Raw genomic sequence first — 22,201 nt, 5'->3', positions numbered from 1 at the left:
CCCCGGCGGCCGACCTATACTGGCCTGTAAAGCCAGCGAGGAAGTCCGCCATGTTCACCATGATGGAAAGCGCCAGGCTCGAAGCGCTGCATCTTGCCCAGGATCCTGCCAGCGGCCTCAAGGCCATCATCGCCATCCACAGCACCCGGCTCGGCCCGGCCCTGGGCGGCTGCCGCTACCTGGCCTACCCCGACGACGACAGCGCCATCCGCGACGCCATTCGCCTGGCCCAGGGCATGAGCTACAAGGCCGCCCTGGCCGGTCTGGCGCAGGGCGGCGGCAAGGCGGTGATCATCCGCCCGCCGCACCTGGACAACCGCGGCGCGCTGTTCGAGGCCTTCGGCCGCATGATCGAGTCGCTGAACGGGCGCTACATCACCGCCGTCGACAGCGGCACCTCCAGCGCCGACATGGACTGCATCGCCCAGCACACCCAGCATGTGACCAGTACCACGGCCGCCGGCGACCCCTCGCCGCACACCGCCATGGGCGTCTACGCCGGCATCCGCGCCACCGCCCTGGCGCGCCTCGGCAGCGACGACCTGGACGGCCTGCGCGTGGCCGTGCAGGGCCTGGGCAACGTCGGCTACGCCCTGGCCGAACAGCTGGCCGCCGCTGGCGCCGTGCTGTACGTCAGCGACCTCGACCCCGGCCGCGTGCAGCTGGCGGTGGAGCAGCTCGGCGCACGGGCGGTGAGCAGCGAGGAACTGCTCTGCACCCCCTGCGACATCCTCGCGCCCTGTGGCCTGGGCGGCGTGCTCAACGCGCAGACGGTGGGCGAGCTGCACTGCGCGGCGGTGGCCGGGGCGGCCAACAACCAGCTGGCCAGCGCCGAGATCGCCGATGAGCTGGAGGCGCGCGGCATCCTCTACGCGCCGGACTACGTGATCAATTCCGGCGGGCTGATCTACGTCGCGCTGCAGCACCGCGGCGAGGAACTGCCGGCGATCACCGCCCACCTGACCCGCATCGGCCAGCGCCTGACCGAGATCTTCGCCCACGCCCAGGCCGACAAGCGCTCGCCAGCGCGGGTCGCCGACGCGCTGGCCGAACGCATTCTCTACGGCGCCTGACCCGGCGCCGCAAGACCCGCTGCCACAAGCGGCGGAATGACGCCTGCACCTACCCGGAGGCATGCGATGAACCAGCCCGAGATCCCCCTGACCCGCTACCTGGCCGCCGACGGCCGTCCCTGCGCCGAGCTGCCGCCCTGGGCCGCCGACGTCGACCTGCTCACCCGCCTGTACCGGCAGATGGTGTTGACCCGCCTGTTCGACCTCAAGGCCGTGGCCCTGCAGCGCACCGGGCGCATTGGCACCTACGCGCCGACCCTCGGCCAGGAGGCCATCGGCGTGGCCATCGGCAGCCTGATGCGCCCCGAGGACGTGCTGGTGCCCTACTACCGCGACACCGCCGTGCAGCTGATGCGCGGCGTGCGCATGGAGGAGATCCTGCTGTACTGGGGCGGCGACGAGCGCGGCAGCGACTTCCAGGACCCGGCGGTGGCCCAGGACTTTCCGCTCTGCGTGCCGATCGCCACCCAGGCCCTGCACGCCTGCGGCGTGGCCACGGCGTTCAAGATCCGTGGCCAGCACCGCGTCGCCGTCACCACCTGCGGCGACGGCGCCACCAGCAAGGGCGACTTCCTCGAGGCGCTCAACGTCGCCGGCGCCTGGCAGCTGCCGGTGGTCTTCGTGATCAACAACAACCAGTGGGCTATCTCCACCCCGCGGCGCATCCAGAGCGGCGCGCCGAGCCTGGCGCAGAAGGCCATCGGCGCCGGTTTCGCCGGCGAGCAGGTGGACGGCAACGACGTGCTGGCGGTGTACGACAGCATGCAGGCGGCACTGGAGCGTGCGCGCCAGGGCAAGGGCCCGGTACTGCTGGAGTGCCTGAGCTACCGCCTGGGCGACCACACCACCGCCGACGACGCCACCCGCTACCGCAGCGCGGAGGAGGTGAAGCGGGCCTGGGAGGAGGAGCCGATCAAGCGCCTGCAGGGTTTCCTGGCCGGCCAGGGGCTGTGGGACGAGGGCCGCGAGCAGGCCCTGGTGGCCGACTGCCAGGCGCGGGTGCAGCGCGCCGTGGACAACTTCGAGGCGGCCGGCAACCAGCCGCCCGAGGCCGCCCTGGATTATGTCTACGCGCGCTGGCCGGCGGCCCTGATGGATCAGTGCGAGGCGCTGCTGGAGCGCGCGGCGCGCCGCGCGGGAGGGCAGGGCCATGAATGAGATCAAGAGGTACACGCTGCTCGAAGCGGTCAACCAGGCCCTGCACCGGGCCATGCGCGAGAGCCAGGATGTGCTGGTGCTGGGCGAGGACGTTGGCGTCAACGGCGGGGTGTTCCGCGCCACCCTCGGCCTGCGCGAGGCGTTCGGTTTCAAGCGGGTGATCGACACGCCGCTGGCCGAGACCATGATCGCCGGCCTGTCAGTCGGCATGGCCGCCCAAGGCCTGAAGCCGGTGCTGGAAATCCAGTTCCTCGGCTTCGTCTTCGCTGCCCTGGAGCAGCTGCTGGCCCACGCCGCGCGCCTGCGCTGCCGCACCCGTGGGCGGCTGAGCTGCCCGCTGGTGCTGCGCAGCCCGATGGGCGCCGGCATCCGCGCGCCGGAGCACCACAGCGAGAGCACCGAGGCGCTGTTCGCCCATATCCCCGGCCTGCGCGTGGTGATCCCCTCGTCGCCGGCGCGGGCCTACGGCCTGCTGCTGGCGGCCATCGACGATCCCGACCCGGTGGTGTTCCTCGAACCGACCCGGCTGTACCGCATGAATCCGCAGCCGCTGGTCGACGATGGCCGGCGCCTGCCGCTGGACAGCTGCTTCACCCTGCGCGAGGGCGGCGACATCACCCTGGTCAGCTGGGGCGCCAGCGTGCACGAGACGCTGCAGGCCGCCGAGCGCCTGGCCGAGCAGGGCGTGTCGGCCGAGGTGATCGACGTCGCCTGCCTCAAGCCGCTCGACCTCGACACCCTGGAGGCCTCGGTGCGCAAGACCGGGCGCTGCGTGATCGTGCACGAGGCGCCGCGCTCCTGCGGGGTCGGCGCGGAGATCGCCGCCAGCCTGTACGAGCGGGCGCTGCTCGACCTGCAGGCGCCGATCCAGCGGGTCACCGCGCCGGACATCCCGCCGCCGCTGTACCGCCTGGAGCAGCTGTATATGCCCGGCGTCGAGGACATCCTCGGCGCCTGCGAGGCCACCCTGAACTACGCCTGAGACGAGGAGCACGCGATGAAATACTTCAAGCTGCCCGATCTGGGCGAGGGCCTGCAGGAGGCCGAGATCGTCGAATGGCACGTCAAGGCGGGCGATGCGGTGAAGGCCGACCAGCTGCTGGTCTCGGTGGAAACCGCCAAGGCCATAGTCGACATCCCCGCGCCCTACGACGGCGTGGTGTGCAAGACCTTCGGCGGCGCCGGCGACATCCTGCATGTCGGCGAACCGCTGCTGGCCTACGAGGGCGAGGAGGACGCCGGCACCGTGGTCGGCCGCCTGGAGGGCGGCCAGGGTGGCGCCCAGGAGGACAGCTTCTTCATCGGCGCCGCGCCTTCGACCCGCGAGCACCTGGCGCCGCGCGCCACCCCGGCGGTGCGCCAGTTGGCGCGCCGGCTCGGCGTCGACCTGGCCAGCCTCGCCGGCAGCGGCGCCGACGGCCTGATCAGCGCCGCCGACGTGGAAGCGGCGGCGCAGGGCGAGCGCGAGCGTTTCGGCGGCGAGCGCCTGCGCGGGGTGCGGCGCAGCATGGCGATCAACATGGCCAGGGCGCATGCCGAGGTGGTGCCGGTGACCCTCTACGGCGATGCCGACCTGCACCGCTGGAAGGCCGCGCGCGACCCGCTGATCCGCCTGGCCAAGGCCATCGCCCACGCCTGCACGGTGGAGCCGGTGCTCAACAGCTGGTTCGACGGTCGCGGCCCCTCGATCCGCCGGCACGACCGCCTCGACCTGGGCATCGCCGTGGACACCCCGGACGGCCTGTTCGTGCCGGTGCTGCGCAATGTCGGCGAGCGCTCGGCCGAGGACCTCAAGCAGGGCATGGCGCGCCTGCGCGCGGACGTGCAGGCGCGCTCCATCCCGCCGCAGGAGATGATGGGCGCGACCCTCACCCTGTCCAACTTCGGCACCCTGTTCGGCCGCTACGCCAATCCGGTGGTGGTGCCGCCGCAGGTGGCGATCATCGGCGCCGGCGGTATCCGCGACGAGGTGGTGGCCTGGCAGGGCCAGCCTGCGGTACACCCGATCCTGCCGCTGTCGCTGACCTTCGATCACCGCGCGGTGACCGGCGGCGAGGCCGCACGCTTCCTCAAGGCGCTGGTGCAGGCCCTGGAGACCCCATAGGAGAGATGCAGATGGAACGATTCAAGGGTGGCTGCCTGTGCGGCAGCGTGCGGTTCGTGGCGCAGGGCCGGCCCTATCGGGTCGGCCTGTGCCACTGCCTCGACTGTCGCAAGCATCACGGCACGCTGTTCCATGCCAGCGCGATCTTTCCGCAAAGCGCACTGGCAATCACCGGCGAAACCCGCGACTACGCCGGCCGGCATTTCTGCCCGCGCTGCGGTTCATCGGTGTTCGCCCGCAGCGCGGATGAGGTGGAAGTCGGCCTGGGCGCCCTGGACGAAATCGACCAGCTGCGCCCGACCTACGAGCTGTGGACCCTGCGCCGCGAGGCCTGGCTGCCGGCCTTCGCGCTGGCGCGGCACTACGAGCGAGACCGCGACGGCGGCAGCCGCTTCGAGGCCTAGGACGGGCGTGCCTGGCCTGCGGGCTGCGTGCTGGCCAGCGCGCTGCGCTGCGGGCGAAACACCAGCAGCAGGCCCAGCACAATGGCCGCCATGCCCACCAGGCTCAGGCCGCTCATGGCGTTGCCGAGGAACAGGTAGTCCATCGCCGCCGTCACCCCCGGCACCAGGTAGAACAGGCTGGTGACGTTGACCAGGTTGCCGGCGCGGATCAGCCGGTACAGCAGCAGCTGCGCCACCACCGAGATGACGAGGCCCAGCCACAGCAGCGGCACCAGGAAGTCCAGCGACCAGTCCACCGTGAAGCGCTGGAACGGCAGGAACAGCCCGCACAGCAGCAGGCTGACCCCGTACTGCAGCGGCAGCGCCTGCAGCGGCGACTGGCTCAGGCCCTTCTGGGCGATGGCGCCGAGGGTCATGCACAGCAGCGCGCCGAGGGCGTAGCCGGTGCCGGCCACGGAGAAGCGCGCCAGGCCGATGCTCTGCCACACCACCAGCACCAGGCCGAGCAGGGCCAGCGCCAGGCCGGCCAGGCGCAGGGCGGCGAAGCGCCGTTCCAGCAGCATCAGGGTGAGGATCGGTTGCACGCCGAGCAGGGTCGCCAGCACCCCGGGGGTGATGCCCTGGTCCAGCGCTAGCAGGTAGCAGATCGAGTAGCCGCCGACCATCAGCAGGCCGGTGCCGGCCGTGCGCAGGCGCTGGCCGCGTGCCGGTAGCCAGCTGCGGGCGAGGGCGCCGACCAGCAGCAGGACGCCGAGGGCGAGGATGAAGCGCAGGGTCAGGAAGGCGAAGGCCGAGGCGTGGTCCAGGCCCAGGCGGGAGAAGATCGCGCCGCTGCTCCAGAGCAGGACGAACAGCGTGGTGGAGGCGCAGGCGCCCCAGAAGGTCTTGTCGAAACGCATGAAGAATCACCTGTCGAAGATGGCAACAGGCTCCGTCGCCCGAGCAGGCGCAGAGAGGACGGAACCGTGAAGGCTGGAGTGATCGGCCGTGGGCGGCGAACCGCGCGGCGGCAGACGATCAGGCGCGCGGCGGCGGCGGTGGCGTGCCGGCGCGCAGGGCGACAGGTGGTGGCGCGCACGGGCGCTCGCCGCGGGCGGCGGCGAGGGCGGGGAGGTCGAGGTGCGCGTGGTGGTGCATGGGGGATTTCCTCAATGGCCTGCCGACACTAAACCCGGCTGGCCATTCGGTCAACTCCGTCAGTCCGCCTCGCCCTGGCCCAGCTCGGCCAGGGCCTCGGGCTGGTTCTTGAAGGCGCGGGCGAAGGTGTCGCGGTTCCTGGCCATGAAGATGCCCAGCTCTTCCACCTGCTCCTCGCTGAGCGAGGGCACCGCTTTGTGCAGGGCGGCGGACAGCGCTTCGGCCAGCTCCAGCATCTTGTCGTAACGATCGGCTTCGGCCTTATCCATGAACAGGCGCTCCGGATCGCGACTGCTGCGGTACACCACTTCGACGGCCATTCATCACCTCATTCCCATATCTGGTTGATCTGTATGTATATACAGTAATGGTCTGTCCCCGGCCTGGCAAGTCCGCGAAGCTCTCCATGAGGCAGGACCTCACCCTGAATAGTCGGTGGAGTTGCGCCAGTCCAGTGCTGTTACCGGTGTGCGGCGTGCTAACGGGCCGCGCGCAGCAGTCCGGGCGCCGCGCCGAAGGCCTGGCGGAAGCGGTTACTGAAGTGGCTGGCGCTGGCGAAGCCGCAGGCCAGGGCGATCTCACCGAGCGGCAGGGCACTGTGCAGCAGCAGTTCACGCGCCCGCAGCAGGCGCCGCTGCAGCACGTAGCGATGCGGCGGCAGGCCGAAGCTGGTGCTGAACATGCGCGCGAAGTGGTACTCCGACAGCGCCGCCAGCTGTGCCAGCTCGCCGAGTGCCAGCGGCTGGTCCAGGTGTTGCTCGATGTAGTCCACCAGGCGCCGGCGCAGGTGTGGCGCCAGGCCACCCTTGAGTTTCAGGCCCTGTCGCTGGCCGACCTGGGTCAGCAGCACATGGTCGATCATCGCGTGGGCCAGGCTGCTGGTCAGCAGGCGCTCGCCCGGCTCGTTCCAGTCCAGCGTCACCAGCTGGCGAAACTGCGCGGCCAGCTGCGGGTCTTCGAGGAAGGTGCTTTCGCGCAGCTGCAGCTCGCGCGGCTCGCGGTCGAGCAGGGCGACGGCGCTGGCGGCGAAGCGCTCGGGGCTGACATAGAGGTGCGCCAGGCGGATGTCGCCGTTGATCACCCAGGATGACTCGTGCCCGGCCGGCAGCACGCACAGCTTGTCCGGTGCGCCCTTGGCGCCGGGGCGCTCGCGGCGGAAGGTGCCGGTGCCGCCGGCCAGGTAGCAGGACAGGGTGTGGTGGCTGGGGCCCTGGTAGTCGCGGGCGTCGTGGTGGTTGCTCCACAGCGCCGCGGCCAGCTCGTCGCCCAGCTCGGCACCGCGCAGCAGGCGCGCATTGGGCGAGCTGCTGAGCGACTGGAATACCAGGTTGTGTTCGAGTGCGGCCATGGAGCGGACATCGACTGAAGGGGATGGCTGCCATCCTACTCCTGCGGTAGTGGCCTGCCAGGGGGTGGCGACAGATAAGCGCAAGTTTGTGCAAGCGCGCGGGCGTGGCCGGGGCGGAGACTGGCCGGGTCAAGGAGCCCTGCCATGAACCTGTCGCTGTACCTGCTCACCGTCCTGATCTGGGGCACCACCTGGATCGCCCTCAAGCTGCAACTGGGCGAGGTGGCCATCCCGCTGTCGATCGCCTACCGCTTCAGCCTGGCCGCCGCCGTGCTGTTCGCCATCCTCCTGCTCAGCCGCCGTCTGCAGCCGCTCGACCGGCGCGGCCAGCTGCTGTGCCTGGCGCAGGGCCTGTGCCTGTTCTGCCTCAACTTCATGTGCTTCTACACGGCCAGCCAGTGGATCCCCAGCGGCCTGGTGGCGGTGATCTTCTCCACCGCCACGCTGTGGAACGCGCTCAATGCCCGCGTCTTCATGGGTCGGCGGATCGCCGCCAACGTGCTGGCCGGCGGCGCGCTGGGACTGATGGGCCTTGGACTGCTGTTCTGGCCTGAGCTTTCGCACCACGAGGCCAGTCGCGAGACCTTGCTGGGCATCGGCCTGGCGGTACTGGGCACCCTGTGCTTCTCCGCCGGCAACCTGCTCTCCAGCCTGCAGCAGCAGGCCGGGCTCAAGCCGCTGACCACCAACGCCTGGGGCATGTTCTACGGCGCCTTGCTGCTGCTGGCGTACTGCCTGCTCAGCGGTGTGCCGTTCACGTTCGAGGCCAATACGCGCTACATCGGCTCGCTGCTGTACCTGGCGATTCCTGGCTCGGTGATCGGCTTTACCGCCTACCTGACCCTGGTCGGACGTATGGGGCCGGAGCGCGCGGCCTACTGCACCGTGCTGTTCCCGGTGGTGGCGCTGAACATCTCGGTGTTCGTCGAGGGCTACCAGTGGACGCTGCCGGCGCTGCTCGGCCTGGGCCTGGTGATGCTCGGCAACGTGCTGGTGTTCCGCCAGCCCCGCCCGGCCGCCCCACAGGCGCAGCGGGCCTAGCCCGCCAGGCGCACCCGCGCTTCCAGGCGCAGTGCCCCCTGCGGCTCGGCGGCGGCGTAGCTGAGCAGCTGCAGCTCGCGCACCGGCAGCGCCAGCGGCGGGCAGTCATGCAGCGGGCGGGTGTGCTCGAGCCAGGTCTGGCGTGCGATAGCCTGGCGGTAAAGGCCGGCAGTCAGGTGCGGCACATAGGGCGCCTGGCGTACTTCGGGCGAGAGCCGGGCGAGTGCTTCGCGCAGGCGCTCGAGCCGGCCGCTGTCGTGTACCGCCAGGAAGGCCGCACTGGCGAAGCTGTCGAGCCCGCCGATGTGCAGTGCGAATGGCGCCATGCTCAGCTTTTCGAGGGCGCGGCGTTGGGTCTCCAGCACGGCCGGGGTGATGTCGTCGTCCAGCTGCGCTGTGGCGGTGGCGAAACCACAGACGAACAGCGTGATATGCGCCTGGCGTGCGCCCGGTGGATGCAGCCAATCGCCCAGCAGTGCTCGCACCGCCTGCAGGCGCTGCAGCACGGCCGGGCAGTCCACCGCAATCGACCATAGCCAGTAGCGCTCGCGCCCCAGGTGCCATTCGGGGTGGTCACGCAGGACGCAGGGCAGGGTGGCCGCCGGGGCGTCTTGTCGGTCCAGCAGGCGCATGCTCAGTCGTGTCGACCGAGATGCAGCACCAGCGCCAGGATCAGCGGGTAGCTCAGGTAGTGCAGGACGAACAGCAGCTGGCCCATGTGGCCCGGCTCGTCCTTCAGCCACATCAGGCCCCAGATCAGCAGGTACAGCAGGCCGAGTGCCAGGCCGTACAGGGCGACCAGTGCCCAGCGCTGGCCCGTGGCGGGCGGGTGACCTTCCAGGCGGGTGAAGCACCAGCGCAGGCCGAAGGCGACCAGGCTGGCGGCGATCAGGGTGGCGGGCAGGCCACCGATCTTCAGCGGCACGCGCAGCAGCAGGTTGCAGGCGAAGACCGCGGCCACCGCGCCGAGCACGTAGTAATGGAGCGCGAAGCGTGCAGTCATGGCCGCTCAGTCCAGCTGGCGGTCGAGGCCGAAACGCTTCATCAGCACCAGATCCAGCAGCCGGGTGGGAATCCAGCGGGCCAGCAGCGGCATGCTGCGGCAGCCGTTGCCGATGCGCAGCAGGGCCGGTCGCCGCGGCCTGGCGACCGCGGCCAGGAGGGTGGTGGCGAATGCCTGTGCCGAGGTGGGATGGTCCTGCGAGGCGCGGGCGCGGGCGCGGATGCCCTCGCGCAGCGGCCACCAGGGCGAGTCCTCGCGGATCAGCTGTTCGGCCTGGGCGCTGGCATTGGCGCCGAAGCTGGAGGCGATCGCCCCCGGCTGTACTTCCATCACCTGCACGGCGAAGGGCGCCAGTTCCAGGCGCAGGGCGTCGGACAGGGCATGTACCGCCGCCTTGGAGGCGCAGTAGGCGCCGGCGAAGGGGGTGACCAGCACGCCGGAGACGCTGCCGATATTGACCACCAGGCCGCGGCTGGCGCGCAGCAGCGGGAAGCAGGCGCGGGTCAGCTCGACCAGGCTGAACACGTTGGTCTCGAATTGCTGGCGCATGGCTGCGGCGCCGCCGTCCAGCAGCGGGCCCATGGCACCGTAGCCGGCGTTGTTGACCAGTACGTCGAGGCGCCCGGCCTCGGCCTTGATCCGGGCCTGGGCGCGGGCGATGTCTTCGGCGTCGTTGACGTCGAGCTTAACCGCGGTGAAGCCGGCGGCATTCAGCGCCTCGAGGTCGGCGCCCTTGCGCGCGGCGGCGAACACCCGGTAGCCGGCGCCCTTGAAGGCATCGGCCAGGGCGCGGCCGATGCCGCTGGAGCAACCGGTGATCAGGACGACGGGTTGGGTCATGGCGCTTTCCTTGTCTTGGCTGCAGCGATCATAGCCGCCAGGCGCTTTGGCGTAATGGCTTTGCCGGCCAGATCAGTCTTGCGCATGGTCGCGCAGGAACACCAGGCTGTCCGGCTTCGACTGTTCGGCACTGTAGCGGTAGCCCTGGTAGTCGAAGGCCTTGAGCTGCTCCGGGTCGCGGATGCGCTGCTTGATCACGTAGCGCGCCATCAGGCCGCGGGCCTTCTTGGCGTAGAAGCTGATGATCTTGTACTGGCCGTTCTTCAGGTCCTTGAACTCGGTGTCGATGACCCGGGCGTTCAGGGCCTTGCGCTTGACCGCGCCGAAGTATTCGTTGGAGGCCAGGTTGAGCAGGATGTCGTCGCCCTGGGCGGCCAGCGCCTCGTTCAGCCAGGCGCTGATGCGTTCGCCCCAGAACTCGTAGAGGTTGTTGCCGCGGGCGTTGGCCAGCTTGGTGCCCATCTCCAGGCGATAGGGCTGCATCAGGTCCAGCGGGCGCAGAACGCCATACAGGCCGGAGAGCATGCGCAGGTGTGCCTGGGCGAAGTCGAAGTCGTCCTCGGAAAAATCCTCGGCGGCCAGGCCGGTGTAGACGTCACCCTTGAATGCCAGCAGTGCCTGCTTGGCGTTGGCCGGGGTGAAGTCCGGGTGCCAGCTGCCGTAGCGCGCCACGTTGAGGGCAGCGAGCTTGTCCGACAGGTGCATCAGTTCGCCGACCTGCTGCGGGCTCATCTGGCGCAGCTGGCCGATCAGCTCCTGGGCGTGATCCAGGTGCTGCGGTTGGGTAAAGCGCGCGGTGGCCGGCGGGGTGTCGTAGTCCAGGGTCTTGGCGGGGGAAATCACCAACAGCATCGAATGGTCTCCAGAAAGCGTGGCGCGATTCTAGGCCGGATGGCGAACCCGGCTCCAGCTATCGGAGCGATTGATCACAGACGGCGACGATCGGTGCGGCTATAGTTCGCCGCGCGCGCCACCGGCGCGTCACCCAAACATCACTCTGACAAGGAGGTCGCAGTGAGAATCCTCGCGCGCGCCGTTGCCCCTCTGCTGTTCGCTTGCACCATGCTCTCGGCCCAGGCCGAACAACTCTCCATCGATGTGCTGAGTGCCGTGGTCAAGGACCAGCGCATCGCCGACGCCGAAGTGCTGGTGCAGAAGAATGGCGCCCAGACCGCCGTGGGCCGCACCGACGGCAATGGCCGGGTCAATCTCGGCACCGGCTTCGCCGACGACGGCGCCAGCCTGCTGATCATCAAGAAGCCCGGTTACTCCAACCTGGTAGCCAAGTGCCCGTGCCAGGGCATGACCTATGCCATCAGCCCGGTCATGGAGAGTCTCGACGGCCTGCGCGTGGTGCTGAGCTGGGGCGCCACGCCGAGCGACCTGGATTCCCATATCGCCTATCCCGACAACCACATCTACTTCGACGCCAAGCAGGGTGACGAGGCCCATCTCGACGTCGACGACACCGACAGCTACGGCCCGGAGACCATCACCCTGCGCAAGAAGCGCTTCGGCGAGACCTACGTCTATGCCGTACGCGACTTCAGCAACAATTCCGCCCCGGCATCCTCGGCCCTGAGCCATAGCCAGGCCAAGGTGTTCGTCTACATCGGCCAGTCGCTGGTGCGTACCTACTACGTGCCGAGGGATCAGGTGGGCAACCTGTGGACGGTGTTCCGCATCACCGGCAGTGGCGAGATCCAGGACATCAATCGCCTGGAAAGCACCGTGGCGGAAAGTGGCACCATCGGCGGCCTGCTGCGTCCCCTGCAGGACGATGCGCAGAGCGTTGCCAGCCTGCCGGTCGTGCCCCAGGCCCAGGGCGATGCCAAGGCGCTCAACCAGCAGGGCGAGGCGGCCTACCACGCCGGCCAGCTGGACCAGGCCATCGACCTCTACCGCCAGGCCATCGAGATCGATGGCAACTACGGCCAGGCCTACAGCAACCTGGGCCTGGCCTACCAGAAGGCCGGGCGCACCGCGGAGGCCATCTGGGCCAACCGCAAGGCCATCGCCCTGGCCCACGGCGGCAGTGCCGCCACCGTGCGCGCCAGCTCCTACTACAACATCGCGCGCATCTACGAGAGCGCCCGCCAGTACGACGACGCCCTGCGTCACTACCAGTTGGCCAGGGAACAGAAGGCCAACCCGGTATACGACAAGGCCATCCAGCGCGTACAGGCGCTGTAAACGCGTCTGCCGCGGTCGACGCGCTCCTTCGGGGGCGCGTTTTCATTCAAGGAACGAAAAAGATGCTGATCCGTTATCTGCCGCTGGTTCTGGCCCTGTTCGCGGGTGCCGTGCAGGCGGCCGGTCCCGCCCGTTTTGCCACCCTGGACCGCGCTACCTGGCCGGAGCCATTGCACAGCCAGGCCGCCTTCGACACCGCCTCGCGCGCGGAGATACTGACTTTCGCCCAAGTCCTGCAAGCCAGCGAGGGACTGGACGAAGGCGGCTGGTCTCGGCGCCTTGGGCTCAAGTCGGTCAACCTGCAGTCCGTGGTTCGGGTACGCGAGCGCTTCTGGCAGCGCCTGCTGGAGAACTATCGGCTGGCCAGTCGCGCCTGCACGCCGGCCGTCGACTTCTGCCCGCCGGTGGTCGACCTGGCCGGGCTGCAGGAGCAGTCTCGGCAGCTGGTGGTGGCACCCGAGTCGCGCTACTTCGCCTGGGCCGAGGCCAGCCGCCGTTTCCACCTCAACTACCTGAACGAGCAGATGCGCCTGGCCGCGCTGTTCCCGCGCATCAGCAGCGAGATCGAGCTGTTCTCCAAGCAGGAGCGCAACGGCGACGAGCTGGCCGACATGCAGTTCCTGCTGACCTTCGACGACGGTCCCAGTGTGCAGGGCGGCAGCAGTGACAGGCTGGCGGACTGGCTGCGCCAGCAGGGACTCAGTGCCACCTTCTACGTGCTCGGCGGCAACCTGCAGCAGCGCCTGCAGAAGACTTCCGCCGAGGCCGTGCGCCAGCTCTATGCCGGGCAGTGCGTGGCCTCGCATGGCTGGGCGCACAAGTCCCACGCCAGCTGGAGCGACTGGCAGGACTCGGTGATCCGCACCCGTGAACTGCTGCAACAGAGCGTACCGGAGCTTTATGTGCCGCTGTTCCGCCCGCCCTACGGCCAGCGTCGCGCGGACAGCCAGGCCTTCTTCGCCGGCCAGGGGCTGCAGGTAGCGCTGTGGCAGATCGACTCGCAGGACTGGAGCGGCCAGGTCGGCGCCGAGGCCGCCGGGCAACGGGTGCTGACCCTGATGCTGCTGTGGCGACGCGGCGTGCTGCTGTTCCACGACATCCAGCGCAAGGCCGAGGGCGGTCTGCCCTGGCTGCTGCGCGCTACCGCCGGCGTACCACTGCAATGGCAGGATTGCCGGAGCTATCGCTGAGCCGGGCTTGACCTTCTCCTCGTGGCAAGGTGCAAGCTGTCAGGCCTGCTTCCGGGAGAAACTGTCATGAGCGAATGCAATCACCAGCGCTGGCGCAGCGAGCATCGTTACCGGCCGCTGGCCAGCGGCGCCGAGCGCCAGGCCTGGCTGGTCACCGCGCTGACCGGCGCGACCATGCTGGTGGAGGTGGTCGCCGGCTACTGGTTCAACTCCATGGCGCTGCTTGCCGATGGCTGGCACATGGCCTCGCATACCCTGGCCATCGGCCTCAGCGCGCTGGCCTACCTGCTGGCGCGGCGCTATGCCGACGATCCGCGCTTCGCCTTCGGCACCTGGAAGATCGAGGTGCTGGCCGGCTTCGCCAGCGCGGTGCTGCTGGTCGCGGTGGTGGCAAGCATGCTGTTCGAGTCGCTGTGGCGGCTGTGGTCGCCGCAGGCCATCGCCTTCGACCAGGCGCTGGCGGTGGCCGTGCTGGGGTTGCTGGTGAACCTGCTGTCGGCCTGGCTGCTGCACGATGGCCAGGGGCATGCTCATCATGATCATGATCATGGCCATGGCCATGGCGAGGATCTCAACCGCAAGGCGGCCTTCCTGCACGTGCTGACCGATGCGCTGACCTCGGTGGCGGCCATCCTCGCGTTGCTCGGCGGCAAGTGGCTGGGCTGGCACTGGCTGGACCCGCTGATGGGCGTACTCGGCGCGCTGGTGATCGGCCTGTGGGTCAAGGGCCTGCTGCTGCAGACCGGCAAGGTGCTGCTCGACCGGGAAATGGACAGCCCGCTGGTGCAACGGGTACGTGGTCACCTGGAGGGCCTCGACGATACCGAGGTGCTCGACCTGCACCTGTGGCGCGTGGGCAGCGCGCAGTACGCCTGCATCATCCACCTGGTGACCCATGGCGGGGCCAGCGCGGATCACTACAAGGCGCAGCTGGCGAGCTTTCCGCAGCTGGTTCACGTGACGGTGGAGGTCAATCGCTGTGGCGCCGGGGGATAGGGCGCCGGGGGCAGGACTTCCGACTTTAACGGTGCTGCCCGGCCTCGCCAAGCGTTATTCGTCGCACCGATAAAAAAGCCTGGCGGCACAGAAAAAGTTCTTTTTTCTGTCATCCGGATTGGGGTATTTAGAAAGCAGACCGCCGAACCCTGCAGCACAGGTGGCGGCCCTCGGCCATCACCTTTGCTCGCGCGATCCCGCTCCGTTCGGGAGGTGGGCGGTCCTCCCGGCGGAGTCCCTGTGGCTCCGTCGTCCAGGCCCCTCGATAAGGTGACCGAGTATGGATGATCACGGACGCACCCGCTCCACCCAGCCCACCCTCTACGTCCTCGACACCAACGTCCTGATCCACGATCCCAACGCGCTGCTGAATTTCCAGGAACACCACGTCGCCATCCCCATGACCGTGCTGGAGGAGCTGGACAAGCTCAAGACCGGCAAGCACACGGTCGCCGCCGAATGCCGCCAGGCCATCCGCCTGATCGACCAGACGCTGGGCGAGGCCAGCCCCGAGGAGGTGGAGCAGGGGGTGCCGATCCGCCGCGGCAAGAACGAGCCCAAGGGCACCCTGTCGATCCTCATGAGCAAGCGCGCGGAGCCGATCACCTGGCTGCCCGAGCACCTCAACGACAACAAGATCATCAACCAGCTGGTGGAGCTGCAGAGCCGGCGCAGTGGCTCGCCCGTGGTGCTGGTGACCAAGGACATCAACATGCGCCTGAAGGCGCGTGCCTGTGGCATCTCCGCGGAGGACTACCACACCGACCAGCTGGTCGACGACGTGTCCCTGCTGTCGCGCGGTTACCACAACCTGGCCGGCTCCTTCTGGGACCGCGTGAGCAAGGTCGAGACCCGTCAGGGCCATGGCCGTACCTGGCACCAGGTGCAGCTCACCGACAATCTGCCGGCCGTGCACATCAACGAGTTCATCGTCGACGAGCAGGGCTTCGTCGGCTGGGTCAAGGGCATCCAGGGCAGCAGCCTGACCATCCTCGACCTGCACCAGGAGCCGCTGCTGCACCAGGAGGCCTGGGGCCTGCGCCCGCGCGACGTGTACCAGGCACTGGCGCTGTACGCGCTGCTGGACCCGGACATCCACCTGGTCAACCTGTCCGGCGCCGCCGGTTCGGGCAAGACCATCCTGGCGCTGGCTGCGGCCATCGAGCAGACCATGGTCAGCAAGCGCTACCGGCGCATCATCGCCACCCGCAGCGTGCAGGGCCTGGACGAGGACATCGGCTTCCTGCCCGGCACCGAGGCGGAGAAGATGGAGCCCTGGCTCGGCGCCATCACCGATAACCTGGAGGCGCTGCACTCGGACGACGAGAGCACCCATGGCAGCGTCGACTACATCCTGCAGAAGGTGCCGCTGCAGTTCAAATCGCTCAACTACATCCGCGGGCGCAGCTTCCAGCACAGCCTGATCCTGATCGACGAGTGCCAGAACCTCACCCCGCACCAGATGAAGACCATCATCACCCGTGCCGGCAACGGTTCCAAGGTGGTCTGCCTGGGCAACCTGGCGCAGATCGACACTCCCTACCTGTCCGCCACCAGTTCGGGCCTGACCTACCTCACCGAGCGCTTCAAGGACTTCGAACACGGCGTGCACATCACCCTGCAAGGGGTGCCGCGCTCGGTGCTGGCCGAGTACGCCGAGGCGCATATGTAATCGCCCCAGGTGCGTGCTCCTCCGACCGGAGGAGCACGTGGGCGCACGCTTCGCGTGGCGGCGGCGTTACAATGGCCGCATCCACTCCGGAGCAATATCGTGCTGACCCATCTCGATTCCCAAGGCCGCGCCAACATGGTGGACGTCACCGACAAGGCGGTGACGTCCCGCGAGGCCGTGGCCGAAGCCCGCGTACGCATGCTGCCCGCCACCCTGGCGATGATCGCCGATGGCAGCCATCCCAAGGGCGACGTGTTCGCCGTGGCACGCATCGCCGGCATCCAGGCGGCGAAGAAGACCTCCGACCTCATCCCCCTTTGCCACCCGCTCATGCTCACCAGCGTCAAGGTCGAGCTGCAGGCCGACGGCCTCGACTGCGTGCGCATCGTCGCGCGCTGCAAGCTGGCCGGGCAGACCGGCGTGGAGATGGAGGCGCTGACCGCCGCCAGCGTCGCCGCACTGACCATTTACGACATGTGCAAGGCCGTGGACCGCGGCATCACGATCGAGACCGTGCGCCTGCTGGAGAAGTCCGGCGGCAAGAGCGGTGACTACCACCTGGACTATCACGAGGCAGGGAGCCTGACATGATCCGCGTACAGTACTTCGCCCGCTACCGAGAGGTGCTGGGCATCGACGGCGAGCAGCTGCAGCGCGCTGCGCTGGGCAACCTGGAGCAGCTGCGCGAGCACCTGCTGAGCCGCGGTGGCGTGTGGCAGGTGCTGGCCGAGCAGAACCTGATGTGCGCGCGCAACCAGGAGCTGTGCAGCCTGGACACCGAGATCGCCGACGGCGACGAGATCGCCTTCTTCCCCACAGTTACAGGCGGCTGAGATGAGCGTCCGGGTACAGGTCGAGGCCTTCGATCCGGGCCACGAACTCAATGCGCTGCACGCCGCCAACCTGGGCATCGGCGCGGTGGCCACCTTCGTCGGCTACGTGCGCGACTATAACGACGGCCAGGACGTGTGCGGCCTGTTCCTCGAGCACTACCCGGGCATGACCGAGAAGGCCCTCGCCGGCATCGTCAGTCAGGCCGAACAGCGCTGGCCGCTGCTGCGGGTCGAGGTGCTGCATCGGGTCGGCCGCCTGCAGCCGGGCGAGCCCATCGTCTTCGTCGGCACCGCCAGCGCCCACCGCCAGGCGGCGTTCGACGCCTGCAACTTCATCATGGACTACCTGAAGACCCGCGCACCCTTCTGGAAAAAGGAAGACACCCCGGAGGGTGCGCGCTGGGTCGAGGGTCGTGCCAGCGATCAGGCAGCCGCGGCGCGCTGGTCCAAGCCCTGAAAGCCCTTTTGCATGAGCGGCGCGGATGCCTGTCTGCGGCGTTGTGACAGGTTGTTGACGATTTGTACATTAAAGTCCAGTATGGACTCATAAGTACAAATTAGCGGCTCGTCGATCATGCTCCAGTGCCAGCTATATCCGCTCCAGCCTGTGCGCCGACATCCGTCGGTGGCGCCTTCTCCTGCCCAGCCTCAGCTTGCCAACCTGCCCGCCTCACGGTGGGCGCATCCGGGAGTCACACCATGAAGAAACTCGCACTGCTGGGCGGCCTCGCCCTGAGCCTGCTGGCCTCCAGCCTGTTCGCCGCCGACAAGCCCCTGCGCCTGGGCATCGAAGCCGCCTATCCGCCCTTCGCCTTCAAGCAGGCCGACGGCTCCATCGCCGGTTTCGACGTCGACATCGGCGTGGCCCTGTGCGCCGAGATGAAGGTCGAGTGCCAGTGGGTCGAGCAGGAATTCGACGGCCTGATCCCCTCGCTCAAGGTGAAGAAGGTCGACGCCGTGCTGTCGTCCATGACCATCACCGACGAGCGCCGCAAGTCGGTGGATTTCACCGGCAAGTACTACTACAGCCCGGCACGCCTGACCATGAAGGAAGGCACCGTGGTCAGCGACGATTTCTCCAGCCTGTCCGGCAAGCGCATCGCCGTGCAGCGCGCCACCACCACCGACCGCTTCGCCACCGAGGTGCTGGCGCCCAAGGGCGTGGAAGTGGTGCGCTACAGCTCGCAGAACGAGATCTACCTGGACATGGTCTCCGGTCGCGTCGACGGCACCCTGGCCGACGCCATCCCGGTGGACGAAGGCTTCCTCAAGACCGCGCAGGGCCAGGGCTTCGCCTTCGTCGGCCCGGCCTTCACCGATCCGGCCTACTTCGGCGAGGGTGCCGGCATCGCCGTGCGCAAGGGCGACAAGGCCCTGCTGGACAAGCTCAACGCCGCCATCGCCGGCATTCGCGCCAGCGGCGAGTACCAGAAGATCCAGAGCAAGTACTTCAGCTTCGATATCTACGGCGACTGATTCAGCCCTGCAACAGGCGCTCCAGCTCGCGCTCACCCCGCGGGCTGAAGGCGATCACCCGCGAGGCCGGATCGCGCCTGGCCCAGCCCAGTTCCACTAGGCGCTGCAGCAATTGCGCGCCGAGCGCGCCGCCCAGGTGGTGGCGCCGCTCGCTCCAGTCCAGGCAGGGACGGCACAGCTGACGTCGCCCGGCGGCGGCCTCCACGTCGATCTGCAGCGCGGCGAACCAGCTCTTGCCGGTCTCGGTCAGGCGCAGCTGTTCGCCGTGTTCCTCGATGCAGCCGCGCTGCAGCAGGCTCTCATAGGCCTTCACGCCCAGCTCTCCGGCCAGGTGGTCGTAGCACACCCGTGCCTTGCGCAGCGCCGGCTCGCGCGGGCTGGAGCGCACGCGCACGGCGCCGGCGCGGAAGGCCACGCCCATCAGCGCCTCAAGCAGGTGGGCCACGTCGGCGTCGGCCAGGCGGAAATAGCGATGGCGGCCCTGAGCCACGGCGCTGACTAGGCCGGCCTCGAGCAGCTTGGCCAGGTGCGCGCTCATGGTCGGCTTGCTCACCCCGGCGATCTGCGCCAGCTCGGTGGCGGTCAGCGCGCGGTCGGCCATCAGCGCAGTGAGCACTTCGGCGCGGGCGTGGTCGCCGATCAGTGAGGCGATGCGGGCGATGTTGGGTCCGTCTTTCATAGTTCGATCCTAGTCGAACCATCGACCGGCGACAAAGCGCTAGGGTGAAGCCGTGCATCCAGGGAGAACACCGGCATGACCATCACCTGCTTCATCCGTTACCAGATCGACCCGTTCCAGCGCGAGGCCTTCCGCGAGTACGCGGAGAACTGGGGGCGCATCATCCCGCGCTGCGGCGGCCAGCTGCTCGGCTACTTCCTGCCCCACGAGGGCAGCAACGATATCGCCTGGGGGCTGATCGCCTTTCCCAGCCTGGCCGCCTACGAGGCCTACCGCACCCGCCTGAAGGGCGATGCCGAGGGGCGCGCCAACTTCGCCCTGGCCCAGGAGAAACGCTTCATCCTGCGCGAGGAGCGCAGCTTCCTCGAAGTGGTGGAGGGCACGCAGCCATGCTCGCGGTGATCTTCGAAGTGCAACCGGCAGCGGGCCGGCGCGACACCTACCTGGGCCTGGCCGCCGAGCTGCGCGAGCAGCTGCAGGGCATCGACGGCTTCCTCTCCATCGAGCGCTTCGAGAGCCTCAGTCAGCCGGGCAAGCTGCTGTCGCTGTCGTTCTGGCGCGACGAGGCGGCGGTGCGCCAGTGGCGCAACAGCGAGGAGCATCGCCAGGCGCAGATGGCCGGGCGTGACGGGGTGTTCGCCGATTACCGCCTGCGTGTCGCCGAGGTGTTGCGCGACTATGGCCTGCAGGCGCGCGAGCAGGCACCGGCGGACTCGCAGACGGCTCATGGGGGCTGAAAAATATATCCCGGCTGCCCGAGCGCCTTCGTTGTGCTCTGCCTAGTATGAGTGGAGGCTGACAAGGAGAGGGGGCAGCCATGGCCACGGCCGGCAAGAAAATGGGGCTCACCGGGCTGACCACCCTGGTGGCGGTGAACATGATGGGCTCGGGCATCATCATGCTGCCGTCGAGCATGGCCCAGCTGGGGGCGGTGTCGCTGCTGTCCTGGGTAATCACGGCCATCGGCTCGATGGCCATCGCCTACTGCTTCGCCCAGTGCGGCATCTACTGCACGCGGCCGGGCGGCATGTCGGCCTACACCGAGGAGGCGCACGGCAAGTCGGCGTTCTTCCTCTGTTCCTACCTGTACTTCCTGTCGCTGGCCATCGGCAACGTGGCCATCGCCATCTCCGCGGTGGGCTACATGACGCCCTTCCTGCCCTGGCTGGGTAGTGGCGCCATCCCGTTGTTCGTCGGTACGGTCGGGCTGATCTGGCTGACTACCCTGGCTAACTTCGGTGGGCCGAAAGTCACCGGCCAGATTGGTTCCATCACCGTCTGGGGGGTGATCATCCCGGTGGCTGGACTGTCGCTGATCGGCTGGTTCTGGTTCGATGCCGAGGTGCTGCGCCAGGCCTGGAATCCCAACGGCATCGCCACCAGCGAGGCCATCGCGCAGAGCATCCCGCTGACCCTCTGGGCCTTCCTCGGCATGGAGTCGGCGGCGCAGAATTCCGACGCGGTGGAGAACCCGCAGCGCAACGTGCCGCTGGCCTGCCTGCTCGGCACCCTGGGTGCGGCGGTGATCTATGTGGCCTCCACCACGGTGATCATGGGCATAGTGCCCAACGCCGAACTGGCCAGCTCCAGCGCGCCCTTCGCCTTCGTCTATGCGCAGATGTTCAACGGCTGGGTCGGCGACATCATCATGGCCCTGGCGGTGATGGCCTGCGTCGGGTCCCTGCTGGGCTGGCAGTTCACCCTGGCGCAGACCGCCAAGGTCACCGCCGAGCAGCAGATGTTCCCGCGCCTCTTCGCCCGTGTGACCCTGCTCGGCGCGCCCATCCTCGGGCTGATCGCCAACGCTGCGCTGCAGACCGGCATGGCGGTATCGACCATCTCGCCGAACGCCTCCGAGCAGTTCGGCAAACTGGTCAACCTGGCGGCGGTGACCAACATCATTCCCTACATCACCGCGCTGTCGGCATTGCTGATCATCATGCAGAAGGCCGGGGTGGCGCGCGGCGTGCAGTACCGCAACGGCGCGGCGCTGGCAGTGGCCATGGCCTACAGCTTCTATGCGTTGTATGCCTCGGGCACCGAGGCGGTGTTCGGCGGCATGCTGGTCACGGCGGTGGGCTACCTGCTGTTCGGCTACATCGCCGACCGTTTCCTGGATGAGCGATCCGGCCAGGCTGCCGCAGGGAGGGGGCGCTGATGATCCTACGTACGATCGCAGTTCTGGGCCTGGCCTGCAGCCTGGCATTGCCGGTGGCGGCGCAGACCTTGGAGCGGGTGCATGCCAGCAATGTTCTGACCCTGGGCTACGTCGACCGACTGCAGCCGTTCTCTTCCGGTCCGGTCGAGCGGCCGGCCGGCTACGTCGTCGAGCTGTGCCAGCGCATCGCCGAGCGCATCAAGCGCGAACAGTCCCTGCCGCATTTGCGCCTTGTCTATAGCCAGGTCGCCCGCGACGAGGCGCTGGCGGCACTGCAGGAAGGCCGGATAGATCTACTGTGCAGCCCGCTGGTGGCCAACCTGGAGCGTCGCCGCAGTTTCAGCTTCTCGTTGCCGATCTATCCCTCCGGGCGTGGCGTAGCGGTGCGCGGTGATGCACCACCGGCTCTGTTACGAGCATTGGAGGGCAAGGTGGAACGCACCGCGCCACAATGGCGCGCCACCATCAATCGCGGCCTGGCCCGCGGCAGCTTCGCGGTGATCGTCGGTAGCACCACCGAGCAGTGGGTGCGCCAGCAGTTGCGTCTGCTGGGGGTGGTGTCCGAAGTGTTGCCGGTGCAGAGCTTCGCCGAGGGGACCGCCCTCCTGGAGGCCGGCAAGGCCGATGCCTTCTTCGGCGACCGTGTGGTACTGCAGCAGCTGGTCGCCTCCAGCCAGGCGGAGAATCGGCCACGGGTGCTGGAGCGGATCTTCGAGATGGAGCCGGTGGCCCTGGCCCTGCCGCGCGGCGACGAGGACCTGCGCCTGCTGGTCGACAGCGAGCTGAGCCTGATCTACCGCAGTGGCGAGATCGAGCCCCTGTACCGCCAGTACTTCGGCGAGCCGGGCGAGCAGGTGCGCCTGCTGTTCAAGGCCTACGCGTTGCCCTGAGGGCGC

At 68.5% G+C, this 22,201-nt stretch carries 26 protein-coding genes; 18 read left to right on the top strand and 8 right to left on the bottom strand.

All coding sequences use genetic code 11. The annotated features are described in order from the left end of the window. Positions 1-50: 50 nt before the first annotated feature. The 5 genes from AAG092_RS05570 (at position 51) to AAG092_RS05550 (ending at position 4,739) form a co-directional block, all read left to right on the top strand. Positions 51-1,073, top strand: coding sequence for a Leu/Phe/Val dehydrogenase (locus AAG092_RS05570; RefSeq protein ID WP_373388890.1), 1,023 nt, complete (start codon positions 51-53; stop codon positions 1,071-1,073). 66 nt (positions 1,074-1,139) lie between these two features. Continuing rightward, the gene (gene pdhA, locus AAG092_RS05565) at positions 1,140-2,231 is read left to right on the top strand and encodes a pyruvate dehydrogenase (acetyl-transferring) E1 component subunit alpha (RefSeq protein ID WP_373388889.1); all 1,092 of its coding nucleotides are present in this window, start codon (positions 1,140-1,142) and stop codon (positions 2,229-2,231) included. Beyond that, the gene (locus AAG092_RS05560; RefSeq protein ID WP_373388888.1) at positions 2,224-3,213 is read left to right on the top strand and encodes an alpha-ketoacid dehydrogenase subunit beta; all 990 of its coding nucleotides are present in this window, start codon (positions 2,224-2,226) and stop codon (positions 3,211-3,213) included. Before pdhA ends, AAG092_RS05560 begins: the two co-directional genes overlap by 8 nt. 15 nt (positions 3,214-3,228) lie before the next feature. After that, entirely contained in the window at positions 3,229-4,335 is a 1,107-nt protein-coding gene (locus AAG092_RS05555; RefSeq protein WP_373388887.1) for a dihydrolipoamide acetyltransferase family protein, read from the top strand. Positions 4,336-4,346: 11 nt separating this feature from the next. Continuing rightward, on the top strand, positions 4,347-4,739 hold the full coding sequence (locus tag AAG092_RS05550; protein ID WP_110681376.1) for a GFA family protein: 393 nt from the start codon (positions 4,347-4,349) through the stop codon (positions 4,737-4,739). Here the strand turns inward: AAG092_RS05550 and AAG092_RS05545 are convergent. From AAG092_RS05545 to AAG092_RS05535, 3 genes are all read right to left on the bottom strand, one after another. Continuing rightward, the gene (locus AAG092_RS05545; protein ID WP_110681123.1) at positions 4,736-5,638 is read right to left on the bottom strand and encodes a DMT family transporter; all 903 of its coding nucleotides are present in this window, start codon (positions 5,636-5,638) and stop codon (positions 4,736-4,738) included. The genes AAG092_RS05550 and AAG092_RS05545 overlap by 4 nt on opposite strands. Before the next feature lie 297 nt (positions 5,639-5,935). Further along, on the bottom strand, positions 5,936-6,196 hold the full coding sequence (locus tag AAG092_RS05540) for a YebG family protein (RefSeq protein ID WP_110681124.1): 261 nt from the start codon (positions 6,194-6,196) through the stop codon (positions 5,936-5,938). 158 nt (positions 6,197-6,354) lie between these two features. After that, positions 6,355-7,224, bottom strand: coding sequence for a helix-turn-helix domain-containing protein (locus tag AAG092_RS05535; RefSeq protein ID WP_110681125.1), 870 nt, complete (start codon positions 7,222-7,224; stop codon positions 6,355-6,357). A 144-nt stretch (positions 7,225-7,368) separates the two neighbouring features. Here AAG092_RS05535 and AAG092_RS05530 point away from each other — a divergent pair, with 144 nt between their 5' ends. Further along, entirely contained in the window at positions 7,369-8,265 is an 897-nt protein-coding gene (locus tag AAG092_RS05530) for a DMT family transporter (protein WP_373388886.1), read from the top strand. On the opposite strand, the gene AAG092_RS05525 is transcribed toward AAG092_RS05530, so the two are convergent. The 4 genes from AAG092_RS05525 to yaaA form a co-directional block, all read right to left on the bottom strand. After that, positions 8,262-8,897: a 2'-5' RNA ligase family protein gene (locus AAG092_RS05525; protein ID WP_373388884.1), complete on the bottom strand. Its 636-nt coding sequence runs from the start codon at positions 8,895-8,897 to the stop codon at positions 8,262-8,264. The two genes, AAG092_RS05530 and AAG092_RS05525, sit on opposite strands and share 4 nt — an antisense overlap. Before the next feature lie 2 nt (positions 8,898-8,899). Next, positions 8,900-9,268, bottom strand: a complete 369-nt coding sequence (locus tag AAG092_RS05520) for a hypothetical protein (protein ID WP_373388883.1) — start codon at positions 9,266-9,268, stop codon at positions 8,900-8,902. A 6-nt stretch (positions 9,269-9,274) separates the two neighbouring features. Beyond that, on the bottom strand, positions 9,275-10,108 hold the full coding sequence (locus AAG092_RS05515; RefSeq protein ID WP_373388882.1) for an SDR family oxidoreductase: 834 nt from the start codon (positions 10,106-10,108) through the stop codon (positions 9,275-9,277). A 72-nt stretch (positions 10,109-10,180) separates the two neighbouring features. Next, positions 10,181-10,960 (bottom strand): peroxide stress protein YaaA, encoded by a 780-nt coding sequence (gene yaaA / locus AAG092_RS05510; RefSeq protein ID WP_373388881.1) that lies wholly within the window; start codon positions 10,958-10,960, stop codon positions 10,181-10,183. A gap of 210 nt (positions 10,961-11,170) precedes the next feature. Between yaaA and AAG092_RS05505 the strand changes: the two genes are divergently transcribed. The 8 genes from AAG092_RS05505 (at position 11,171) to AAG092_RS05470 (ending at position 18,468) form a co-directional block, all read left to right on the top strand. Continuing rightward, positions 11,171-12,301, top strand: coding sequence for a tetratricopeptide repeat protein (locus tag AAG092_RS05505; RefSeq protein WP_373389560.1), 1,131 nt, complete (start codon positions 11,171-11,173; stop codon positions 12,299-12,301). 62 nt (positions 12,302-12,363) lie between these two features. After that, positions 12,364-13,491 carry a polysaccharide deacetylase family protein gene (locus AAG092_RS05500; RefSeq protein ID WP_373388880.1) on the top strand — a complete coding sequence of 376 codons (1,128 nt, stop codon included), beginning with the start codon at positions 12,364-12,366 and terminating at the stop codon, positions 13,489-13,491. Between the two features lie 66 nt (positions 13,492-13,557). Beyond that, positions 13,558-14,487: a CDF family Co(II)/Ni(II) efflux transporter DmeF gene (gene dmeF / locus AAG092_RS05495; RefSeq protein ID WP_373388879.1), complete on the top strand. Its 930-nt coding sequence runs from the start codon at positions 13,558-13,560 to the stop codon at positions 14,485-14,487. Between the two features lie 280 nt (positions 14,488-14,767). After that, complete coding sequence (locus AAG092_RS05490) at positions 14,768-16,159, top strand: PhoH family protein (RefSeq protein ID WP_110681139.1); 1,392 nt, start codon at positions 14,768-14,770, stop codon at positions 16,157-16,159. 99 nt (positions 16,160-16,258) lie between these two features. Further along, on the top strand, positions 16,259-16,750 hold the full coding sequence (gene moaC, locus AAG092_RS05485) for a cyclic pyranopterin monophosphate synthase MoaC (protein WP_373388878.1): 492 nt from the start codon (positions 16,259-16,261) through the stop codon (positions 16,748-16,750). Continuing rightward, the gene (locus AAG092_RS05480) at positions 16,747-16,992 is read left to right on the top strand and encodes a MoaD/ThiS family protein (RefSeq protein ID WP_110681143.1); all 246 of its coding nucleotides are present in this window, start codon (positions 16,747-16,749) and stop codon (positions 16,990-16,992) included. Before moaC ends, AAG092_RS05480 begins: the two co-directional genes overlap by 4 nt. Position 16,993: 1 nt before the next feature. Further along, positions 16,994-17,449: a molybdopterin synthase catalytic subunit MoaE gene (moaE, locus tag AAG092_RS05475; protein WP_373388877.1), complete on the top strand. Its 456-nt coding sequence runs from the start codon at positions 16,994-16,996 to the stop codon at positions 17,447-17,449. 242 nt (positions 17,450-17,691) lie between these two features. Next, a complete protein-coding gene (locus tag AAG092_RS05470) occupies positions 17,692-18,468 on the top strand; it encodes an ABC transporter substrate-binding protein (RefSeq protein WP_373388876.1) in 777 nt (258 codons plus the stop codon). Between the two features lies 1 nt (position 18,469). Here the strand turns inward: AAG092_RS05470 and AAG092_RS05465 are convergent, their stop codons facing one another. Further along, the gene (locus AAG092_RS05465) at positions 18,470-19,147 is read right to left on the bottom strand and encodes an ArsR/SmtB family transcription factor (protein WP_373388875.1); all 678 of its coding nucleotides are present in this window, start codon (positions 19,145-19,147) and stop codon (positions 18,470-18,472) included. 75 nt (positions 19,148-19,222) lie between these two features. Between AAG092_RS05465 and AAG092_RS05460 the strand changes: the two genes are divergently transcribed. The 4 genes from AAG092_RS05460 (at position 19,223) to AAG092_RS05445 (ending at position 22,195) form a co-directional block, all read left to right on the top strand. Continuing rightward, a complete protein-coding gene (locus AAG092_RS05460) occupies positions 19,223-19,549 on the top strand; it encodes an NIPSNAP family protein (protein ID WP_373388874.1) in 327 nt (108 codons plus the stop codon). After that, positions 19,537-19,884, top strand: coding sequence for an antibiotic biosynthesis monooxygenase (locus tag AAG092_RS05455; RefSeq protein ID WP_373388873.1), 348 nt, complete (start codon positions 19,537-19,539; stop codon positions 19,882-19,884). The genes AAG092_RS05460 and AAG092_RS05455 overlap by 13 nt, the downstream gene beginning before the upstream one ends. Before the next feature lie 80 nt (positions 19,885-19,964). Continuing rightward, positions 19,965-21,305, top strand: a complete 1,341-nt coding sequence (potE, locus tag AAG092_RS05450; protein ID WP_373388872.1) for a putrescine-ornithine antiporter — start codon at positions 19,965-19,967, stop codon at positions 21,303-21,305. Continuing rightward, on the top strand, positions 21,305-22,195 hold the full coding sequence (locus AAG092_RS05445) for an amino acid ABC transporter substrate-binding protein (protein ID WP_373388871.1): 891 nt from the start codon (positions 21,305-21,307) through the stop codon (positions 22,193-22,195). The genes potE and AAG092_RS05445 overlap by 1 nt, the downstream gene beginning before the upstream one ends. Positions 22,196-22,201 lie beyond the last annotated feature (6 nt).

Source organism: Pseudomonas alcaligenes, assembly GCF_041729615.1.
Taxonomy (GTDB): domain Bacteria; phylum Pseudomonadota; class Gammaproteobacteria; order Pseudomonadales; family Pseudomonadaceae; genus Aquipseudomonas; species Aquipseudomonas alcaligenes_B.
This window is presented reverse-complemented; position numbering and strand designations above follow the sequence as displayed.

What these genes read in the sequence shown, in the direction of transcription:
- AAG092_RS05560 (WP_373388888.1), top strand. Translation starts at nt 2,224, where the DNA reads ATGAATGAGATCAAGAGGTACACGCTGCTCGAAGCGGTCAACCAGGCC.
- yaaA (WP_373388881.1), bottom strand. Translation starts at nt 10,960, where the DNA reads ATGCTGTTGGTGATTTCCCCCGCCAAGACCCTGGACTACGACACCCCG.
- potE (WP_373388872.1), top strand. Translation starts at nt 19,965, where the DNA reads ATGGCCACGGCCGGCAAGAAAATGGGGCTCACCGGGCTGACCACCCTG.
- AAG092_RS05505 (WP_373389560.1), top strand. Translation starts at nt 11,171, where the DNA reads ATGCTCTCGGCCCAGGCCGAACAACTCTCCATCGATGTGCTGAGTGCC.
- AAG092_RS05570 (WP_373388890.1), top strand. Translation starts at nt 51, where the DNA reads ATGTTCACCATGATGGAAAGCGCCAGGCTCGAAGCGCTGCATCTTGCC.
- pdhA (WP_373388889.1), top strand. Translation starts at nt 1,140, where the DNA reads ATGAACCAGCCCGAGATCCCCCTGACCCGCTACCTGGCCGCCGACGGC.
- moaE (WP_373388877.1), top strand. Translation starts at nt 16,994, where the DNA reads ATGAGCGTCCGGGTACAGGTCGAGGCCTTCGATCCGGGCCACGAACTC.
- AAG092_RS05520 (WP_373388883.1), bottom strand. Translation starts at nt 9,268, where the DNA reads ATGACTGCACGCTTCGCGCTCCATTACTACGTGCTCGGCGCGGTGGCC.
- AAG092_RS05515 (WP_373388882.1), bottom strand. Translation starts at nt 10,108, where the DNA reads ATGACCCAACCCGTCGTCCTGATCACCGGTTGCTCCAGCGGCATCGGC.
- AAG092_RS05525 (WP_373388884.1), bottom strand. Translation starts at nt 8,897, where the DNA reads ATGCGCCTGCTGGACCGACAAGACGCCCCGGCGGCCACCCTGCCCTGC.
- AAG092_RS05460 (WP_373388874.1), top strand. Translation starts at nt 19,223, where the DNA reads ATGACCATCACCTGCTTCATCCGTTACCAGATCGACCCGTTCCAGCGC.
- AAG092_RS05500 (WP_373388880.1), top strand. Translation starts at nt 12,364, where the DNA reads ATGCTGATCCGTTATCTGCCGCTGGTTCTGGCCCTGTTCGCGGGTGCC.
- AAG092_RS05530 (WP_373388886.1), top strand. Translation starts at nt 7,369, where the DNA reads ATGAACCTGTCGCTGTACCTGCTCACCGTCCTGATCTGGGGCACCACC.
- AAG092_RS05470 (WP_373388876.1), top strand. Translation starts at nt 17,692, where the DNA reads ATGAAGAAACTCGCACTGCTGGGCGGCCTCGCCCTGAGCCTGCTGGCC.
- AAG092_RS05535 (WP_110681125.1), bottom strand. Translation starts at nt 7,224, where the DNA reads ATGGCCGCACTCGAACACAACCTGGTATTCCAGTCGCTCAGCAGCTCG.
- AAG092_RS05540 (WP_110681124.1), bottom strand. Translation starts at nt 6,196, where the DNA reads ATGGCCGTCGAAGTGGTGTACCGCAGCAGTCGCGATCCGGAGCGCCTG.
- AAG092_RS05480 (WP_110681143.1), top strand. Translation starts at nt 16,747, where the DNA reads ATGATCCGCGTACAGTACTTCGCCCGCTACCGAGAGGTGCTGGGCATC.
- AAG092_RS05545 (WP_110681123.1), bottom strand. Translation starts at nt 5,638, where the DNA reads ATGCGTTTCGACAAGACCTTCTGGGGCGCCTGCGCCTCCACCACGCTG.
- AAG092_RS05550 (WP_110681376.1), top strand. Translation starts at nt 4,347, where the DNA reads ATGGAACGATTCAAGGGTGGCTGCCTGTGCGGCAGCGTGCGGTTCGTG.
- dmeF (WP_373388879.1), top strand. Translation starts at nt 13,558, where the DNA reads ATGAGCGAATGCAATCACCAGCGCTGGCGCAGCGAGCATCGTTACCGG.
- AAG092_RS05455 (WP_373388873.1), top strand. Translation starts at nt 19,537, where the DNA reads ATGCTCGCGGTGATCTTCGAAGTGCAACCGGCAGCGGGCCGGCGCGAC.
- AAG092_RS05555 (WP_373388887.1), top strand. Translation starts at nt 3,229, where the DNA reads ATGAAATACTTCAAGCTGCCCGATCTGGGCGAGGGCCTGCAGGAGGCC.
- AAG092_RS05465 (WP_373388875.1), bottom strand. Translation starts at nt 19,147, where the DNA reads ATGAAAGACGGACCCAACATCGCCCGCATCGCCTCACTGATCGGCGAC.
- AAG092_RS05445 (WP_373388871.1), top strand. Translation starts at nt 21,305, where the DNA reads ATGATCCTACGTACGATCGCAGTTCTGGGCCTGGCCTGCAGCCTGGCA.
- AAG092_RS05490 (WP_110681139.1), top strand. Translation starts at nt 14,768, where the DNA reads ATGGATGATCACGGACGCACCCGCTCCACCCAGCCCACCCTCTACGTC.